This is a genomic window from Escherichia sp. MOD1-EC5990 (assembly GCF_002965285.1).
GTDB classification, from domain to species: Bacteria; Pseudomonadota; Gammaproteobacteria; order Enterobacterales; family Enterobacteriaceae; genus Escherichia; species Escherichia coli_F.
Map to the genome: position 1 here is coordinate 1 of NZ_PTRV01000023.1, position 18,198 is coordinate 18,198.

16 protein-coding genes and 1 pseudogene are annotated in these 18,198 nt (G+C 50.0%); 10 read left to right on the forward strand and 7 right to left on the reverse strand.

Going from position 1 to position 18,198, the window contains the following annotated elements; all coding sequences use genetic code 11:
• Positions 1-74 (forward strand): IS1 family transposase (locus BEB42_RS20865; protein ID WP_004200914.1); only part of this gene is annotated, 74 nt, incomplete at its 5' end.
• A gap of 8 nt (positions 75-82) precedes the next feature.
• Here BEB42_RS20865 and mdtJ read toward each other — a convergent pair.
• Both mdtJ and BEB42_RS27230 read right to left on the reverse strand, forming a co-directional pair.
• Positions 83-304, reverse strand: a pseudogene (gene mdtJ, locus BEB42_RS20870) (multidrug/spermidine efflux SMR transporter subunit MdtJ); the annotation flags it as partial.
• A 106-nt stretch (positions 305-410) separates the two neighbouring features.
• A complete protein-coding gene (locus tag BEB42_RS27230; RefSeq protein ID WP_085948401.1) occupies positions 411-581 on the reverse strand; it encodes a protein YdgV in 171 nt (56 codons plus the stop codon).
• Positions 582-715: 134 nt separating this feature from the next.
• Between BEB42_RS27230 and tqsA the strand changes: the two genes are divergently transcribed.
• Positions 716-1,750 carry an AI-2 transporter TqsA gene (gene tqsA / locus BEB42_RS20880; protein WP_001118215.1) on the forward strand — a complete coding sequence of 345 codons (1,035 nt, stop codon included), beginning with the start codon at positions 716-718 and terminating at the stop codon, positions 1,748-1,750.
• A gap of 24 nt (positions 1,751-1,774) precedes the next feature.
• Here the strand turns inward: tqsA and pntB are convergent, their stop codons facing one another.
• Together pntB and pntA are read right to left on the reverse strand one after the other, a co-directional pair.
• On the reverse strand, positions 1,775-3,163 hold the full coding sequence (pntB, locus tag BEB42_RS20885; protein ID WP_000014044.1) for a Re/Si-specific NAD(P)(+) transhydrogenase subunit beta: 1,389 nt from the start codon (positions 3,161-3,163) through the stop codon (positions 1,775-1,777).
• 10 nt (positions 3,164-3,173) lie between these two features.
• On the reverse strand, positions 3,174-4,706 hold the full coding sequence (pntA, locus tag BEB42_RS20890) for a Re/Si-specific NAD(P)(+) transhydrogenase subunit alpha (RefSeq protein ID WP_105267527.1): 1,533 nt from the start codon (positions 4,704-4,706) through the stop codon (positions 3,174-3,176).
• A gap of 523 nt (positions 4,707-5,229) precedes the next feature.
• Between pntA and ydgH the strand changes: the two genes are divergently transcribed.
• The 3 genes from ydgH (at position 5,230) to folM (ending at position 8,501) form a co-directional block, all read left to right on the forward strand.
• A complete protein-coding gene (gene ydgH / locus BEB42_RS20895) occupies positions 5,230-6,174 on the forward strand; it encodes a DUF1471 family protein YdgH (RefSeq protein WP_000769317.1) in 945 nt (314 codons plus the stop codon).
• Positions 6,175-6,359: 185 nt separating this feature from the next.
• Entirely contained in the window at positions 6,360-7,742 is a 1,383-nt protein-coding gene (locus BEB42_RS20905) for an amino acid permease (protein ID WP_000412394.1), read from the forward strand.
• A gap of 36 nt (positions 7,743-7,778) precedes the next feature.
• The gene (gene folM, locus BEB42_RS20910) at positions 7,779-8,501 is read left to right on the forward strand and encodes a dihydromonapterin reductase (RefSeq protein ID WP_105267528.1); all 723 of its coding nucleotides are present in this window, start codon (positions 7,779-7,781) and stop codon (positions 8,499-8,501) included.
• Here folM and BEB42_RS20915 read toward each other — a convergent pair.
• The gene (locus BEB42_RS20915; protein WP_000524861.1) at positions 8,498-8,833 is read right to left on the reverse strand and encodes a GlpM family protein; all 336 of its coding nucleotides are present in this window, start codon (positions 8,831-8,833) and stop codon (positions 8,498-8,500) included. The genes folM and BEB42_RS20915 overlap by 4 nt on opposite strands.
• Before the next feature lie 128 nt (positions 8,834-8,961).
• On the opposite strand from BEB42_RS20915, the gene rstA reads away from it, so the two are divergent.
• The 3 genes from rstA (at position 8,962) to tus (ending at position 11,992) form a co-directional block, all read left to right on the forward strand.
• A complete protein-coding gene (gene rstA, locus BEB42_RS20920) occupies positions 8,962-9,681 on the forward strand; it encodes a two-component system response regulator RstA (protein WP_001092512.1) in 720 nt (239 codons plus the stop codon).
• A gap of 3 nt (positions 9,682-9,684) precedes the next feature.
• A complete protein-coding gene (rstB, locus tag BEB42_RS20925; RefSeq protein WP_000732505.1) occupies positions 9,685-10,986 on the forward strand; it encodes a two-component system sensor histidine kinase RstB in 1,302 nt (433 codons plus the stop codon).
• Between the two features lie 76 nt (positions 10,987-11,062).
• Positions 11,063-11,992 carry a DNA replication terminus site-binding protein gene (tus, locus tag BEB42_RS20930; protein ID WP_105267529.1) on the forward strand — a complete coding sequence of 310 codons (930 nt, stop codon included), beginning with the start codon at positions 11,063-11,065 and terminating at the stop codon, positions 11,990-11,992.
• Here tus and fumC read toward each other — a convergent pair.
• Both fumC and fumB read right to left on the reverse strand, forming a co-directional pair.
• On the reverse strand, positions 11,989-13,392 hold the full coding sequence (gene fumC, locus BEB42_RS20935) for a class II fumarate hydratase (RefSeq protein ID WP_105267530.1): 1,404 nt from the start codon (positions 13,390-13,392) through the stop codon (positions 11,989-11,991). The two genes, tus and fumC, sit on opposite strands and share 4 nt — an antisense overlap.
• 142 nt (positions 13,393-13,534) lie before the next feature.
• The gene (gene fumB, locus BEB42_RS20940) at positions 13,535-15,181 is read right to left on the reverse strand and encodes a class I fumarate hydratase (protein WP_000066639.1); all 1,647 of its coding nucleotides are present in this window, start codon (positions 15,179-15,181) and stop codon (positions 13,535-13,537) included.
• A 198-nt stretch (positions 15,182-15,379) separates the two neighbouring features.
• Here fumB and manA point away from each other — a divergent pair, with 198 nt between their 5' ends.
• Together manA and BEB42_RS20950 are read left to right on the forward strand one after the other, a co-directional pair.
• Positions 15,380-16,555, forward strand: coding sequence for a mannose-6-phosphate isomerase (manA, locus tag BEB42_RS20945; RefSeq protein ID WP_105267531.1), 1,176 nt, complete (start codon positions 15,380-15,382; stop codon positions 16,553-16,555).
• A gap of 100 nt (positions 16,556-16,655) precedes the next feature.
• Positions 16,656-18,164: a YdgA family protein gene (locus tag BEB42_RS20950; protein WP_105267532.1), complete on the forward strand. Its 1,509-nt coding sequence runs from the start codon at positions 16,656-16,658 to the stop codon at positions 18,162-18,164.
• The last annotated feature ends 34 nt before the right edge of the window (positions 18,165-18,198 follow it).

Here is an 18,198-nt window from a genome sequence, read left to right on the forward strand (position 1 = left end):
TGTCGTTCTCAAAATCGGTGGAGCTGCATGACAAAGTCATCGGGCATTATCTGAACATAAAACACTATCAATAAGTTGGAGTCATTACCATCAATAAAATACCGATACCTTCCCACAGCGCATAAGCTACGCCTAAGGCGATTTTTTTAACGGCGAAGGAGAGAAATATATACGACAGAGAAATCATCACCAGCATTAAAATAAAACCGCCATTACCCTCACTGACGCTCGCCCATTTCATTGACAGCGTGCCGGTAATTTCCGTAGCAATAGCCAGACCTAATAAAATCCAATAAATATACATCGTCCTTCTCCTGCAAGAGAATTATTTTATCTTTCGCTCAATTCAGCGAAACCAGAGCAAAGTGATCAAGCCCCGCGCATAGCGCAAGGTTAGGCAGAAGAAAGGACTAAAGCGCGTTGCGCCAGTGCTGCTCACCTACGAGCAAAATAGTGGATGAGGTACGAAGATGGGTAAATGTAGAAAATAACGTCCTGAACAAATTGTCCATAATATTACAATTATCCGCAGTGTTGCTTCTCATCATCGCGGATGATAATTGTCCTCGGTAGTTGAACACGCCTGATTTGTATCACAGCTTAAGAATTAACTCAAAATATTTTCACTTCTTTACCCGAGCGGATTGATTTTCGTTATGATGACGGAACGAAAAAGACATTATTATTAGCAAAGAAAGAAAAAACGGGGACAAGCATGGCAAAGCCGATCATCACGCTCAATGGTCTAAAAATCGTCATTATGTTGGGAATGCTGGTCATTATTCTCTGTGGTATCCGTTTTGCCGCCGAGATCATCGTGCCGTTTATTCTCGCATTATTTATTGCTGTTATTCTTAACCCGCTGGTGCAACACATGGTCCGCTGGCGAGTGCCGCGTGTACTGGCGGTGTCGATTTTGATGACTATCATCGTGATGGCAATGGTGTTGCTGCTAGCTTATCTGGGGTCCGCGCTCAATGAATTGACGAGGACGTTGCCGCAATATCGCAACTCCATTATGACACCACTTCAAGCTATTGAACCGTTGTTGCAACGCGTAGGGATTGATGTCTCAGTTGACCAACTGGCGCATTACATTGACCCGAACGCAGCGATGACCTTGCTCACCAATCTACTGACGCAGTTATCTAATGCCATGTCATCAATATTTTTATTGCTGCTGACGGTGTTGTTTATGCTGCTCGAAGTGCCACAATTGCCCGGAAAATTTCAGCAAATGATGGCGCGTCCGGTTGAAGGGATGGCGGCGATTCAGCGTGCGATTGACAGTGTGTCTCATTATCTGGTGCTGAAAACAGCCATCAGCATCATCACCGGCCTGGTCGCCTGGGCGATGCTCGCCGCACTCGATGTTCGCTTCGCTTTTGTCTGGGGATTGCTGGCCTTTGCGCTTAATTACATCCCGAATATTGGTTCAGTCCTCGCGGCAATCCCCCCTATCGCTCAGGTACTAGTGTTTAATGGCTTCTACGAAGCGTTGCTGGTGCTGGCGGGATATCTGCTGATTAATCTGGTCTTCGGCAATATTCTGGAGCCGCGGATCATGGGGCGTGGGCTGGGGCTTTCCACATTGGTGGTATTTCTGTCGTTGATTTTTTGGGGATGGTTGTTAGGACCGGTGGGTATGCTGCTTTCCGTGCCGTTGACAATTATTGTCAAAATTGCGCTTGAACAAACAGCGGGAGGTCAAAGCATCGCCGTTCTGTTAAGCGATCTCAATAAAGAGTGACGGCCTCCGCAGAGGCCGTCAAGTTTACAGAGCTTTCAGGATTGCATCCACGCTGGCTTTGGCGTCACCAAACAGCATGTGGGTGTTTTCCTTGAAGAACAGCGGGTTTTGCACACCAGCATAGCCTGTGTTCATCGACCGTTTAAAGACAATCACGTTCTGCGCTTTCCACACTTCAAGCACAGGCATACCAGCAATCGGACTCTTCGGATCATCCTGCGCCGCCGGGTTAACCGTATCGTTAGCACCAATCACCAGTACGGTATCGGTATCAGCAAAGTCATCGTTGATCTCGTCCATTTCCAGTACGATGTCATACGGTACTTTTGCTTCAGCCAGCAATACGTTCATATGCCCAGGCAAACGCCCCGCAACCGGGTGGATACCGAAACGCACGTTGATACCACGAGCGCGCAGTTTCTCGGTAATTTCAGCGACAGGATATTGCGCCTGCGCGACGGCCATGCCGTACCCCGGAGTAATGATCACTGAATGGGAGTTTTTCAGTAATTCCGCTGTCTCTTCTGCGGTGATTTCGCGGTGCTCGCCCACTTCCTGATCATCGCCAGTAGAAGAGCCATCGGTGCCGAAACCACCCGCAATAACGCTGATAAAGGAACGGTTCATCGCCTTACACATAATGTAAGAAAGGATTGCCCCCGAAGAACCGACCAGCGCACCGGTCACGATCAGCAGGTCGTTGCTAAGCATAAAGCCCGCTGCCGCTGCCGCCCAACCAGAGTATGAGTTCAGCATTGACACGACGACTGGCATATCTGCACCACCGATGGAGGCGACTAAATGCCAGCCAAATACCAGCGCAATGGCGGTCATTATCAGCAATGCCAGCACTTGCAGGCCTACGCTGTCCGTGCGAACAAATACAATCAGCAGCAGGAAGGAAACGACCAGAGCCGCCAGGTTCATTTTGTGACGGTTTGGCAGCATCAACGGTTTAGACGAAATCTTGCCACACAGTTTGCCGAACGCCACCACCGACCCCGTGAACGTTACCGCCCCGATGAAGATACCGAGGAACACTTCCGTCAGGTGAATATTGACCAGAATCGGTTCCATTCCCGCGTCATGATGCAGATAGCTGTTAAAACCAACCAGTACTGCTGCCAGACCCACGAAGCTATGCAGGATTGCCACCAGTTCTGGCATTTCGGTCATTTCAACTTTCTTCGCCAGGCGGATACCAATTGCCCCACCGATGACCATCGCCAACAAGATCCAGCCAACATTACCCGTATCCGGTCCAAAAATGGTTGCGATTAACGCAATCGCCATCCCGGCGATACCGAAGTTGTTACCCTGGCGAGACGTTTCATGTTTCGAAAGCCCGGCCAGACTGAAGATAAACAGGATCGCGGCAACAATGTATGCAGCTGTAACTAATCCTCCAGACATATGTTACCCCTTAATTTTTGCGGAACATTTTCAGCATGCGCTGAGTCACGGTGAAGCCACCGAAAATATTAATGCTGGCTATAAGCACCGCGATAAAACTAAGGAAGCTAACCCAGCCGCCCTGGCCAATCTGCAACAGTGCTCCGACAACAATAATCCCTGAAATCGCGTTGGTGACCGACATCAACGGTGTATGCAGCGCGTGCGATACATTCCACACCACGTAATAACCGACAACGCAGGCCAGCGCGAACACAGTGAAGTGCCCAAGGAACTCTTTCGGCGCAACGCTTGCCATCCAGCCGAAAAGGATGATTGCCAACGCCATCAACGCGTATTTACGCCACGGTGAGCAGGCACATTTTTCCTCAGTTTTCACTTCCGGTGCCGATTTTTGTGCCGCCTGCGGCTGAGCTGATACCTGAATCGGCGGTGCCGGCCAGGTAATTTCGCCAGCACGGATCACGGTCACACCGCGAATCACCACATCATCAAAATCAACCGTGATGTTGCCGTCTTTCTCTTTGCACAACAGTTTCAGCAGATTAACGAGGTTAGTGCCGTAAAGCTGTGAGGATTGCGTCGGCAGACGGCCCGGAAGATCGGTATAACCAATCACTTTGACACCATTTTCCGTAGTGAAAATTTCACCCGGTACGGTGTATTCACAGTTGCCGCCGTTTTGGGCTGCCAGGTCGACAATCACACTGCCCGACTTCATGGAGTCAACCATTTCACGGGTAATCAGCTTCGGCGCTGGTTTGCCTGGAATAAGCGCGGTGGTGACAATGATATCGACCTCTTTTGCCTGGGCGGCAAAGAGCTCCATTTCCGCTTTGATGAACGCATCCGACATCACTTTGGCATAGCCATCGCCGCTGCCCGCTTCCTCTTTAAAGTCCAGCTCGAGGAATTCCGCGCCCATACTTTGAACTTGTTCTTTCACTTCCGGGCGGGTGTCGAATGCACGCACAATCGCGCCGAGACTATTGGCTGCGCCAATGGCGGCCAGACCTGCAACACCCGCACCAATCACCATCACTTTTGCCGGTGGCACTTTCCCTGCCGCCGTGATTTGCCCGGTAAAGAAGCGCCCAAATTCATGTGCCGCTTCAACAATGGCGCGATAACCAGCGATGTTCGCCATCGAACTGAGTGCGTCCAGCGATTGTGCGCGTGAGATACGCGGCACAGAGTCCATCGCCATCACGGTCACGTTACGTTCCGCAAGTTTTTGCATTAATTCCGGATTCTGCGCAGGCCAGATAAAACTCACCAGCGTTGTCCCTGGATTCAGTAACGCAATTTCATCATCTAACGGCGCATTGACCTTCAGAATGATCTCTGACTGCCAGACGTTATTCCCTTCTACAATTTCGGCGCCCGCTTGCACAAACGCTTTATCGTCAAAACTTGCCAGTTGACCCGCGCCGCTCTCTACCGCGACGGTAAAACCCAGTTTCAGCAGCTGTTCCACTGTTTTTGGCGTTGCTGCAACACGGGTTTCATTGGTTAACCGTTCTCTTGGTATGCCAATTCGCATGATATTCCCTTCCATCGGTTTTATTGATGATGGTTTGCCTGTGTCAGGATCCACACAAGCCGCTCATGTACGAGCTAAATGTTACTCCGTTAAAATAAATTAGTAACAAACGCCCTATAACGTACTGAAAATTATGCCTGTGATCTAGCGCCAAAAATCAGTATTTCGGCGTGAACTCGCAAAATATTAACGATTCAGCCGTGATAGTGGGATAAACACCTTAGAACGCTAGATAAAGACTGATAATTATCTTCGGTGGACAGGTAAAACGTGATATCGCCCCGGCACGAATCATTACTTAACATTAAATTAACTTATACAATTCAGTTGCTTCAGTAGTATCGATGCTGATACGGCTGTTTTTTAAGCATAGACCGTCATTTGAACAGGATTAAAATTGGCTTAAGGAATGTGATATGAAAAATGACGCAGACAGTTACACCGTTTAAATGCAATAATCAGCCACGTTTCTCGTTAATAACAATACCAGTACCTGGTTTGCGCAAGGCGAAGGATTATTTTTATGAAGCTTAAGAACACCCTCCTGGCGTCGGCACTGCTTTCTGCTACGGCCTTTTCCGTTAACGCAGCAACAGAACTGACACCGGAGCAAGCGGCAGCGGTTAAACCTTTTGACCGTGTAGTGGTTACCGGTCGTTTTAATGCTATTGGCGAAGCGGTGAAAGCCGTTTCTCGTCGCGCTGATAAAGAAGGTGCCGCCTCTTTTTATGTTGTCGACACTTCTGATTTTGGTAACAGCGGTAACTGGCGTGTGGTCGCTGACCTCTATAAAGCCGATGCTGAAAAAGCCGAAGAAACAAGTAATCGCGTTATCAACGGTGTTGTCGAACTGCCAAAAGATCAGGCCGTTCTGATTGAACCGTTTGATACGGTTACCGTTCAGGGCTTCTATCGTAGCCAGCCTGAAGTCAATGACGCCATCACCAAAGCGGCAAAAGCGAAAGGCGCTTACGCTTTCTACATTGTTCGTCAAATCGATGCTAACCAGGGCGGTAACCAGCGCATTACAGCGTTCATCTATAAAAAAGATGCTAAGAAACGCGTCGTACAAAGCCCGGATGTGATCCCGGCAGATTCCGAAGCGGGACGTGCAGCTCTGGCTGCGGGTGGCGAAGCAGCGAAGAAAGTAGAGATCCCAGGGGTTGCGACAACCGCATCACCAAGTTCTGAAGTTGGTCGCTTCTTTGAAACCCAGTCATCAAAAGGCGGGCGTTACACTGTCACGCTTCCTGATGGTACTAAAGTCGAAGAACTGAACAAAGCAACAGCAGCGATGATGGTTCCATTCGACAGCATCAAATTCTCTGGCAACTATGGCAACATGACCGAAGTCTCCTATCAGGTTGCGAAACGTGCCGCGAAGAAAGGCGCTAAGTATTACCACATCACCCGCCAGTGGCAGGAACGTGGTAATAACCTCACCGTTAGCGCAGATCTGTATAAATAACTATTCAGTTACCACTATAAGGCGGCTTAATGCCGCCTTTCGCATTTTTAGTCACAAATTTCCCCACGACCATTGCATGCAGACACATCTCTTCGTAAAATCCCGCGCTTCAGTGGCAAACTCCATTTTTATGCGTTTTGCCCTAATATTTATTCTTCTAATCACGTTTTAACAACTGGATATCGATGGAAAAGAAACTGGGACTGAGCGCACTCACCGCGCTGGTATTAAGCTCAATGCTGGGCGCGGGTGTTTTCAGTCTGCCGCAAAATATGGCGGCAGTTGCCAGCCCGGCAGCACTGCTCATCGGCTGGAGCATTACTGGTGCTGGCATTTTATTGCTGGCCTTTGCCATGCTGATCCTCACACGCATTCGCCCCGAGCTTGACGGCGGCATCTTTACCTATGCCCGCGAAGGGTTTGGTGAGTTAATCGGCTTTTGTTCCGCATGGGGGTACTGGCTGTGCGCGGTTATCGCCAACGTCTCCTATCTGGTGATCGTTTTTTCCGCGTTAAGCTTTTTTACGGACACGCCGGAATTGCGTCTGTTTGGCGATGGCAATACCTGGCAATCGATCGTCGGTGCCTCGGCTTTATTGTGGATTGTTCACTTTTTGATCCTGCGCGGGGTACAAACCGCTGCCAGCATTAACCTGGTGGCGACACTGGCAAAATTGTTGCCGCTGGGCCTGTTTATTGTGCTGGCGATGATGATGTTCAAACTGGACACCTTCAAGCTCGACTTTACTGGCCTTGCACTTGGCGTACCGGTATGGGAACAGGTGAAAAACACCATGCTGATCACCCTGTGGGTTTTCATTGGTGTGGAAGGTGCTGTGGTCGTTTCGGCGCGTGCGCGTAATAAACGTGATGTAGGTAAAGCAACACTGCTGGCGGTTCTCTCCGCTCTGGGCGTTTACTTGCTGGTAACGCTGCTTTCGCTGGGCGTGGTAGCACGTCCTGAACTGGCTGAAATTCGTAACCCGTCAATGGCCGGTCTGATGGTGGAAATGATGGGACCGTGGGGCGAAATCATCATCGCTGCCGGTTTGATCGTTTCCGTTTGCGGTGCGTACTTAAGCTGGACCATCATGGCGGCAGAAGTTCCGTTCCTGGCAGCCACCCATAAAGCATTCCCGCGCATTTTCGCGCGCCAGAACGCACAAGCCGCGCCATCCGCCTCACTGTGGCTGACCAATATCTGCGTGCAAATTTGTCTGGTACTGATCTGGCTTACCGGTTCCGATTACAACACGTTGCTGACCATCGCCTCAGAAATGATTCTGGTGCCTTATTTCCTGGTCGGCGCGTTCTTGCTGAAAATCGCAACCCGTCCACTGCATAAAGCGGTAGGTGTCGGTGCCTGCATTTATGGCTTATGGTTATTGTACGCCTCTGGTCCAATGCATCTGCTGTTGTCCGTCGTTCTGTATGCGCCAGGGCTACTGGTCTTCCTGTACGCGCGTAAAACGCATACACATGATAATGTACTGAATCGTCAGGAAATGGTGCTGATTGGCATGCTGTTAATTGCCTCAGTTCCGGCGACCTGGATGCTGGTGGGATAACGTTCATCCCATCGTTGGATAGCAAAGGAGATAACGATGGGTAAAACCCACGCCTTGCCAATATTAATTACTGGAGGCGGCCGTCGCATCGGCCTCGCCCTCGCCTGGCATTTCATTAATCAAAAGCAACCGGTGATAGTCAGCTATCGGACACACTATCCTGCCATTGATGGGCTGATGAATGCGGGTGCGCTGTGTATTCAGGCTGATTTTTCGACCAACGACGGTGTGATGGCGTTTGCCGATGAAGTGCTAAAAAGCACCCACGGCCTGCGTGCGGTGTTGCACAATGCCAGTGCGTGGATGGCAGAAAAACCAGGTATGCCACTCACCGACGTACTGGCCTGCATGATGCAGATCCACGTTAATGCCCCATACCTACTTAACCACGCGCTGGAAAGATTACTGCGCGGGCACGGACACGCCGCCAGCGATATTATTCACTTTACCGATTATGTGGTGGAGCGCGGTAGCGACAAACATATTGCCTATGCTGCAAGCAAAGCAGCACTGGATAATATGACCCGCTCGTTTGCCCGCAAGCTGGCACCTGAAGTGAAAGTAAATTCTATTGCGCCATCGCTGATCCTGTTTAATGAGCATGATGATGCCGAATATCGTCAACAGGCACTGAATAAATCACTGATGAAAACCGCGCCTGGCGAGAAAGAAGTGATCGACCTGGTCGATTACTTACTTACCAGTTGCTTTGTCACCGGACGCAGTTTCCCACTTGATGGCGGTCGTCATCTGCGTTAATGCAGCTTAATCCAGCATATAATCAACACCCATGCGCTTATCCCCCAGCATGCAACAGAACCAACAAAAGCGGCGGGCAAGCGCATCATTCCGGTGAAATACCACAGCGACGCCAGGTAAACAAAATAGGGAATTATCGACCACATACTAAAAATGATTGTTGCACGTAAGGCTTCAATGCCGCGTTCGCTGGCAACAATATAATGCGCGATGAGCGCAAAAGTCGGAAAAAGCGGAATCAGTCCGGCGATATAATAATTTTTCGTTTTTGCTAATACACCAATCAACAGCACTACCAGCGCACCGAGCGCGGCTTTGATTACCAGCCCCATCTTTTTACCTTAACACTTCCATAACAAGTCATCAGTAGAATACCTGATGAAAACTTGTTTAGAAACGATTGATAGTAAGTAAAAACAGCGCAGTGTATTGTGACGTTTTTATATCTACCGTGAATAATATGAACACCATCGTATTTGTGGAAGATGATGCGGAAGTCGGTTCACTGATTGCCGCGTACCTGGCGAAACATGATATGCAGGTTACCGTAGAGCCGCGCGGCGACCAAGCCGAAGAAACTATTCTGCGAGAAAATCCGGATTTGGTGTTACTGGACATCATGCTGCCCGGCAAGGACGGCATGACCATTTGTCGTGATTTACGCGCAAAGTGGTCCGGACCGATTGTTCTTCTAACCTCTCTCGATAGCGATATGAACCACATCCTGGCACTGGAAATGGGTGCCTGCGACTATATTCTCAAAACGACGCCCCCTGCTGTTTTGTTAGCGCGTTTACGTTTGCATTTGCGTCAGAATGAGCAAGCCACACTGACCAAAGGTCTTCAGGAAACGACGCTGACTCCCTACAAAGCCCTGCATTTCGGCACGTTGACCATCGATCCCATCAACCGCGTAGTCACTCTGGCTAATGCTGAAATCTCGCTCTCGACGGCTGATTTCGAATTATTGTGGGAATTAGCCACTCATGCCGGGCAAATCATGGACCGCGATGCATTGCTGAAGAACTTACGTGGCGTCAGTTATGATGGTCTGGATCGTAGCGTGGATGTGGCTATTTCGCGATTAAGAAAAAAACTGCTCGATAACGCCGCAGAACCTTATCGCATTAAAACTGTGCGTAACAAAGGCTATCTTTTTGCGCCTCATGCGTGGGAATAAGCGATGAAAAAACTGTTTATCCAGTTTTACCTGTTATTGTTTGTCTGCTTCCTTGTAATGTCTCTGCTGGTCGGGCTGGTGTACAAATTTACCGCCGAACGCGCAGGCAAACAGTCGCTGGATGATTTGATGAACAGTTCGCTGTATCTGATGCGCAGCGAATTGCGTGAGATCCCCCCACACGATTGGGGTAAGACGCTGAAGGAGATGGATTTAAATCTCTCTTTCGATCTGCGTGTCGAGCCGCTGAGTAAATATCATCTTGATGATATTTCCATGCACCGGCTGCGTGGTGGCGAAATTGTCGCCCTGGACGATCAGTACACTTTTTTGCAACGCATCCCGCGCAGCCACTACGTGCTGGCAGTTGGTCCTGTTCCTTATCTTTATTACCTCCATCAGATGCGATTACTGGATATCGCCCTGATCGCTTTTATTGCCATTTCCCTCGCCTTTCCGGTGTTTATCTGGATGCGTCCGCACTGGCAGGATATGTTAAAACTGGAAGCAGCGGCGCAACGATTTGGCGATGGGCATCTCAATGAGCGTATCCACTTTGATGAGGGTTCAAGCTTTGAACGACTTGGCGTCGCATTTAACCAGATGGCGGACAATATCAACGCCTTGATTGCCAGCAAAAAACAGCTTATTGACGGTATCGCTCATGAACTGCGAACACCGTTAGTGCGCCTGCGTTATCGACTGGAGATGAGCGATAACCTGAGCGCCGCCGAATCCCAGGCGTTGAATCGCGATATCAGTCAACTTGAAGCTTTAATTGAAGAGCTGCTGACTTATGCCCGACTCGATCGCCCACAAAACGAGCTTCATCTTAGCGAACCAGACCTGCCGTTGTGGCTGTCAACGCATCTGGCAGACATTCAGGCAGTAACGCCCGATAAAACGGTACGGATTAAAACGCTCGCGCAAGGCCATTATGCGGCGTTGGATATGCGCTTAATGGAGCGCGTGCTGGATAATTTGCTCAATAACGCCCTGCGCTACTGTCACTCAACGGTTGAAACCAGCCTGCTACTGTCGGGGAACAGAGCGACATTAATTGTTGAGGATGATGGCCCAGGGATCGCCCCAGAAAACCGCGAACATATCTTTGAACCTTTTGTTCGCCTCGATCCCAGCCGGGATCGCTCAACCGGCGGCTGCGGGCTGGGGCTGGCGATTGTCCACTCTATAGCACTAGCAATGGGCGGTACGGTTAATTGTGACACCAGCGAACTGGGTGGTGCCCGCTTCTCGTTTAGCTGGCCGTTATGGCATAACATCCCGCAATTTACCTCTGCTTGACATTACGCGCACGGTGGTCAGGCTGTCGATACTGTGCTATAAAATAAAGTATGTTGTAACTAAAGTGGTTAATATTATGGCGCGTTACGATCTCGTAGACCGACTCAACACTACCTTTCGCCAGATGGAACAAGAGCTAGCTGCATTTGCCGCTGAGCTAGAACAGCACAAATTGCTGGTTGCCCGCGTGTTCTCTTTACCGGAGGTGAAAAAAGAGGATGAGCATAATCCGCTTAATCGTATTGAGGTAAAGCAACATCTCGGCAAAGAGGCGCAGGCGCTGGCGATACGTCATTTCCGCCATTTGTTTATTCAGCAACAGTCCGAAAATCGCAGCAGCAAGGTTGCTGTTCGACTGCCTGGCGTGTTGTGTTACCAGGTCGATAACCTTTCGCAAGCAGTGTTGGTCAGTCATATTCAGCGCATCAATCAACTCAAGACTACGTTCGAGCATATCGTCACGGTTGAGTCAGAACTTCCCACAGCGGCGCGTTTTGAATGGGTGCATCGTCATTTGCCGGGGCTGATCACCCTTAATGCTTACCGAACGCTCACTGTTCTGCACGACCCCGCCACTTTACGTTTTGGCTGGGCCAATAAACATATCATTAAGAATTTGCATCGTGATGAAGTCCTGGCACAGCTGGAAAAAAGCCTGAAATCACCGCGCAGTGTCGCACCGTGGACGCGCGAAGAGTGGCAACGAAAACTGGAGAGAGAGTATCAGGATATTGCTACCCTGCCACAGGACGCGAAGTTAAAAATCAAACGTCCGGTGAAGGTGCAGCCGATTGCCCGCGTCTGGTACAAGGGAGATCAAAAACAAGTACAACACGCTTGCCCTACGCCGCTTATTGCGCTGATTAATCGGGATAATGGCGCGGGCGTGCCGGACGTTGGGGAGTTGTTAAATTACGATGCCGACAATGTGCAACACCGTTATAAACCACAGGCGCAGCCGCTTCGTTTGATCATTCCCCGGCTGCACCTGTATGTTGCAGATTAACGCCCTGCTTTCATACTGCCGACCATCTGTTCTGGCCGTACCCAGCTGTCAAACTCGGCTTCGCTAAGATACCCCAGCGCAAGGGCCGCAGCTTTTAAGGTCAGCCCTTCTTTATGCGCTTTTTTGGCGATCTCGGCGGCTTTGTCATAACCAATGTGAGTGTTGAGCGCAGTCACCAGCATCAGCGATTCATTGAGTAATTGATTGATTCGCTCACGATTCGGTTCAATGCCCACTGCGCAGTGTTTGTTGAAACTTTCCATGCCATCTGCCAGCAAGCGCACCGATTGCAGGAAATTGTGGATCACCATCGGACGGAAGACGTTCAGTTCAAAGTTACCGGAAGCGCCCCCCATGTTGATCGCCACGTCGTTCCCCATCACCTGACAGCAGAGCATGGTTAATGCCTCACACTGGGTTGGGTTCACTTTCCCCGGCATGATTGAGCTGCCCGGCTCATTTTCCGGGATTGAGATTTCACCAATTCCGCAGCGCGGGCCTGAGGCCAGCCAGCGGACATCATTGGCAATTTTCATCAGTGACGCAGCCAACCCTTTCAACGCGCCGTGCGCCTGAACCAGGGCATCACAGGTCGCCAGCGCTTCAAATTTGTTCGGCGCGGTAACAAACGGTGCGCAGGTAATGACTGCCAGTTCATCTGCCACGCGACGCGCATACTCCGGATGGGTATTTAGTCCAGTACCCACAGCTGTACCGCCCATAGCCAGTTCCGCTACATGCGGCAGGCTGTATTCGATATGTTTGAGATTATGCTCCAGCATCGCTACCCAGCCGGAAATCTCCTGCCCCAGTGTTAGCGGCGTGGCATCCTGCAAGTGAGTTCGACCAATTTTGACGATGTCGGTAAATGCACGGGATTTCTCATTCAGTGTCTGTGTCAGCGTTTTAAGTTGTGGAATGAGTTGCTTGCGCAGCGCCAGTAGCGCCGCAACGTGCATCGCCGTCGGAAAGACATCATTGGAACTTTGGCTTTTGTTCACGTCGTCGTTAGGGTGAACTTTACGCTCCATCCCACGCACGCCGCCGAGTAATTCACTGGCCCGGTTAGCCAGCACTTCGTTCATGTTCATATTACTTTGCGTGCCGGAGCCGGTCTGCCAGATTGCCAGCGGGAATTCGTCGTCATGCTGTCCTGCCAATACTTCATCCGCCGCCTGCCGAATGGCGCTCGCTTTCTCTTCAGACAGCAAGCCTAAATCTTCATTAACTTTTGCCGCTGCGCGCTTGGTTAGCGCCAGCGCATGAATCAGTGAGGTGGGCATTTTCTCCGTCGAAATGCGGAAATGCTCCAGCGAGCGTTGAGTTTGTGCGCCCCACAGCTTATCTGCCGGGACATCAATCGCCCCCATCGAATCTTTTTCGCTGCGTACTGTATTCATGGCCTGCTCCTCACCTGATTAATTTTTTCTTTCTGTTTTGCTTTCGTTAAGCAACTTTTAGCTCACTCATTATTTACTATTTGATAACAAATGTTTGGTCTTTCGTGCCATGTAAAAAAACCGCCCCGAAGGGCGGCTCTGTCTATTTCACACAGCGGGTGCACTGTGTGAGTTGTATCTGCTGGAAGAAGTCATTTCCTTTATCATCCACAAGGATAAACGCCGGGAAATCTTCTACTTCAATTTTCCAGATGGCTTCCATTCCCAGTTCCGGATATTCAACACATTCCAGGCTCTTAATACTTCCCTGCGCCAATACTGCTGCCGGACCACCGATACTACCGAGGTAGAAACCGCCGTGTTTTTTACAGGCATCCGTCACCTGCTGGCTGCGGTTGCCTTTCGCCAGCATGATCATACTGCCGCCCTGCGCTTGCAGTTGATCGACATAAGAATCCATCCGTCCGGCGGTCGTTGGGCCAAGAGAACCGGAGGCATAACCTTCCGGCGTTTTGGCCGGACCCGCATAGTAAATCGGATGATCTTTGATGTACTGCGGCAGCCCTTCACCGTTATCCATCCGCTCTTTCAGTTTGGCGTGAGCAATATCACGACCGACGATAATCGTGCCATTCAGCGATAAGCGTGTAGAAACGGGATACTGCGACAACTGTGCGAGGATCTCTTTCATCGGACGGTTAAGGTCAACGCGCACCGCTTCGCCTTCTCCCGCTTTGCGCAGCTCTTCCGGGATATATTTGCCTGGATTATGTTCCAGTTTTTCGATCCAGATCCCCTGACGGTTGATCTTCGCTTTGATATTACGGTCAGCAGAACAGGAGACGCCCATACCGACCGGGCAGGATGCGCCGTGACGTGGCAGGCGAATCACGCGGATGTCGTGAGCGAAGTATTTACCACCAAACTGCGCACCCAGACCAAGATTTTGCGCTTCGATCAGCAATTCTTTTTCAAGTTCCACATCGCGGAACGCCTGACCGTGCTCATTTCCTTCCGTTGGCAGTTCATCATAGTATTTAGCGGAAGCCAGTTTCACCGTTTTAAGATTCGTTTCTGCAGAAGTTCCACCAATAACGAACGCAATATGATACGGAGGACAGGCCGCCGTACCCAGCGTGCGCATCTTCTCAACCAGGTAATTTTTCAGTTTCCCCGGCGTCAGTAACGCTTTGGTTTCCTGATAGAGATACGTCTTGTTTGCCGAACCGCCACCTTTGGCGATACAGAGGAATTTGTACTCGTCACCATCAACGGCATAAAGATCGATCTGCGCTGGTAAGTTAGTGCCGGTATTCACCTCTTTATACATATCCAGCGGCGCGTTTTGCGAGTAGCGCAGATTATCCTCGATATAAGTGTTATAGACACCGCGCGCCAGCGCTGCTTCATCACCGCCACCGGTCCATACACGCTGCCCTTTTTTACCAACAATAATCGCGGTGCCGGTATCCTGACAGGTTGGCAGAACGCCTTTTGCCGCGATGTCGGAGTTACGCAGGAATTGCAGCGCCACATATTTATCATTTTCGCTGGCCTCCGGGTCACGCAGAATATCGGCCACCTGTTGTTGGTGAGCCGGACGCAGCATAAATGACGCATCATGAAACGCCTGACGCGCCAACAGAGTTAACGCTTCGGGTGCGACTTTCAAAATCTCCTGCCCTTCAAATTCAGATACGCTAACGTGTTCGCTGGTTAGCAGGTAATACTCAGTATCATCTTTTTTGAGTGGAAAAGGAGCCTGATAATGAAAGGGTTTGTTTGACATTGTTCTCTCACTTACTGCCTGGTTTGGTTATGCTCTGGGCGGGTGTTCCGTTGCCCTGTTAAAAGCGAGTAACAATATCCTACACACTTTTTTAACAAAAACTGAGACTAGTACGACTTTTTGCGGCTCCAGGTTACTTCCCGTAGGATTCTTGCTTTAATAGCGGGATTAATTTCCACATTAAAACAGGGATTGATCATGCAAAAACTCATTAACTCAGTGCAAAACTATGCCTGGGGCAGCAAAACGGCGTTGACTGAACTTTATGGTATGGAAAATCCGTCCAGCCAGCCGATGGCCGAGCTGTGGATGGGCGCACATCCGAAAAGCAGTTCACGAGTGCAGAATGCCGCCGGAGATATCGTTTCACTGCGTGATGTGATTGAGAGTGATAAATCGACTCTGCTCGGAGAGGCCGTTGCCAAACGCTTTGGCGAACTGCCTTTCCTGTTCAAAGTATTATGCGCAGCACAGCCGCTCTCCATTCAGGTTCATCCAAACAAACGCAATTCTGAAATCGGTTTTGCCAAAGAAAATGCCGCAGGTATTCCGTTGGATGCCGCCGAGCGTAACTATAAAGATCCTAACCACAAGCCGGAGCTGGTTTTTGCGCTGACGCCTTTCCTTGCGATGAACGCGTTTCGTGAGTTTTCCGAGATTGTCTCCCTACTCCAGCCAGTCGCAGGTGCACATCCGGCGATTGCTCACTTTTTACAACAGCCTGATGCCGAACGTTTAAGCGAACTGTTCGCCAGCCTGTTGAATATGCAGGGTGAAGAAAAATCCCGCGCGCTGGCGATTTTAAAATCGGCCCTCGACAGCCAGCAGGGTGAACCATGGCAAACGATTCGTTTAATTTCTGAATTTTACCCGGAAGACAGCGGTCTGTTCTCCCCGCTGTTGCTGAATGTGGTGAAATTGAATCCTGGCGAAGCGATGTTCCTGTTCGCTGAAACACCGCACGCTTACCTGCAAGGCGTGGCGCTGGAAGTGATGGCGAACTCCGATAACGTGCTGCGTGCAGGTCTGACGCCTAAATACATTGATATTCCGGAACTGGTTGCCAACGTGAAGTTCGAAGCCAAACCGGCTAACCAGTTGTTGACCCAGCCGGTGAAACAAGGTGCAGAACTGGACTTCCCGATTCCTGTGGATGATTTTGCCTTCTCGTTGCATGACCTTAGTGATAAAGAAACCACCATCAGCCAGCAGAGTGCCGCCATTTTGTTCTGCGTCGAAGGCGATGCAACGCTGTGTAAAGGTTCTCAGCAGTTACAGCTTAAACCGGGTGAATCAGCGTTTATTGCCGCCAACGAATCACCGGTGACTGTCAAAGGCCACGGCCGTTTAGCGCGTGTTTACAACAAGCTGTAAGAGCTTACTGAAAAAATTAACATCTCTTGCTAAGCTTATTAAAGGCTTATAACACCTTCAGGCGGCCAGTCCGCCTGATTTCATTTTATGGATAATCATTATGAATAAATCGCTGGTAGCGGTAGGCGTCATTGTTGCGCTAGGCGTAGTCTGGGCAGGCGGCGCATGGTATACAGGCAAGAAGATAGAAACCCATCTCGAAGACATGGTCGCGCAAGCGAACGCGCAACTCAAACTGACAGCTCCTGAATCCAACCTGGAAGTAAGTTATCAAAACTATCATCGCGGCGTATTCAGCAGCCAGTTGCAGCTCTTGGTGAAACCCGTTGCCGGAAAAGAAAATCCGTGGATTAAAAGTGGTCAGAGCGTCATCTTCAACGAATCAGTTGATCATGGCCCCTTCCCCTTTGCCCAGCTTAAAAAACTGAACCTGATCCCGTCTATGGCATCAATTCAAACCACGCTGGTCAATAACGAAGTAAGCAAGCCACTGTTTGATATGGCAAAGGGTGAAACGCCTTTTGAGATTAACTCCCGCATTGGTTATAGCGGTGATTCCAGTTCCGATATTTCGCTCAAGCCACTGAATTACGAGCAAAAGGATGAAAAAGTCGCCTTTAGCGGCGGCGAGTTCCAGTTAAATGCTGACAGAGACGGTAAAACTATCTCCCTTTCAGGGGAGGCGCAAAGTGGTCGGATAGACGCGGTTAACGAATACAACCAGAAAGTGCAGTTGACCTTTAATAATCTGAAAACCGACGGTTCCAGCACGCTGGCAAGTTTTGGTGAGCGCGTAGGAAACCAAAAACTGTCGCTGGAGAAAATGACCATTTCAGTGGAAGGCAAAGAACTGGCACTGCTGGAAGGCATGGAGATCAGTGGTAAATCAGACCTGGTCAATGATGGTAAAACGATCAATAGCCAACTGGACTACTCGCTAAATAGCCTTAAGGTACAGAATCAGGATCTGGGCAGCGGCAAGCTGACTTTAAAAGTCGGCCAGATTGATGGCGAAGCCTGGCATCAGTTTAGTCAGCAATATAACGCGCAAACTCAGGCGCTTCTGGCACAGCCAGAGATTGCCAACAATCCCGAACTTTATCAGGAGAAAGTGACGGAAGCCTTCTTTAGCGCCCTGCCGCTGATGTTGAAAGGCGATCCGGTGATTACTATCGCGCCGTTAAGCTGGAAAAATAGTCAGGGTGAAAGTGCGTTGAATCTGTCGCTGTTCCTGAAAGATCCGGCAACGACTAAAGAAGCGCCGCAAACGCTGGCGCAGGAAGTGGACCGCTCGGTTAAATCTCTGGATGCGAAACTGACCATTCCGGTGGATATGGCAACTGAGTTGATGACTCAGGTAGCGAAGCTGGAAGGTTATCAGGAAGATCAAGCGAAAAAACTGGCGAAACAGCAAGTTGAAGGTGCATCAGCAATGGGGCAGATGTTCCGTCTGACCACCTTGCAGGACAATACCATCACCACCAGCCTGCAATATGCTAACGGTCAGATCACGTTAAACGGGCAGAAAATGCCACTGGAAGATTTCGTTGGTATGTTTGCAATGCCGGCATTAAACGTTCCGGCTGTACCCGCTATTCCGCAGCAGTAATTCACAGCCAAAACGCCGGAGGTTTTTCTCTCCG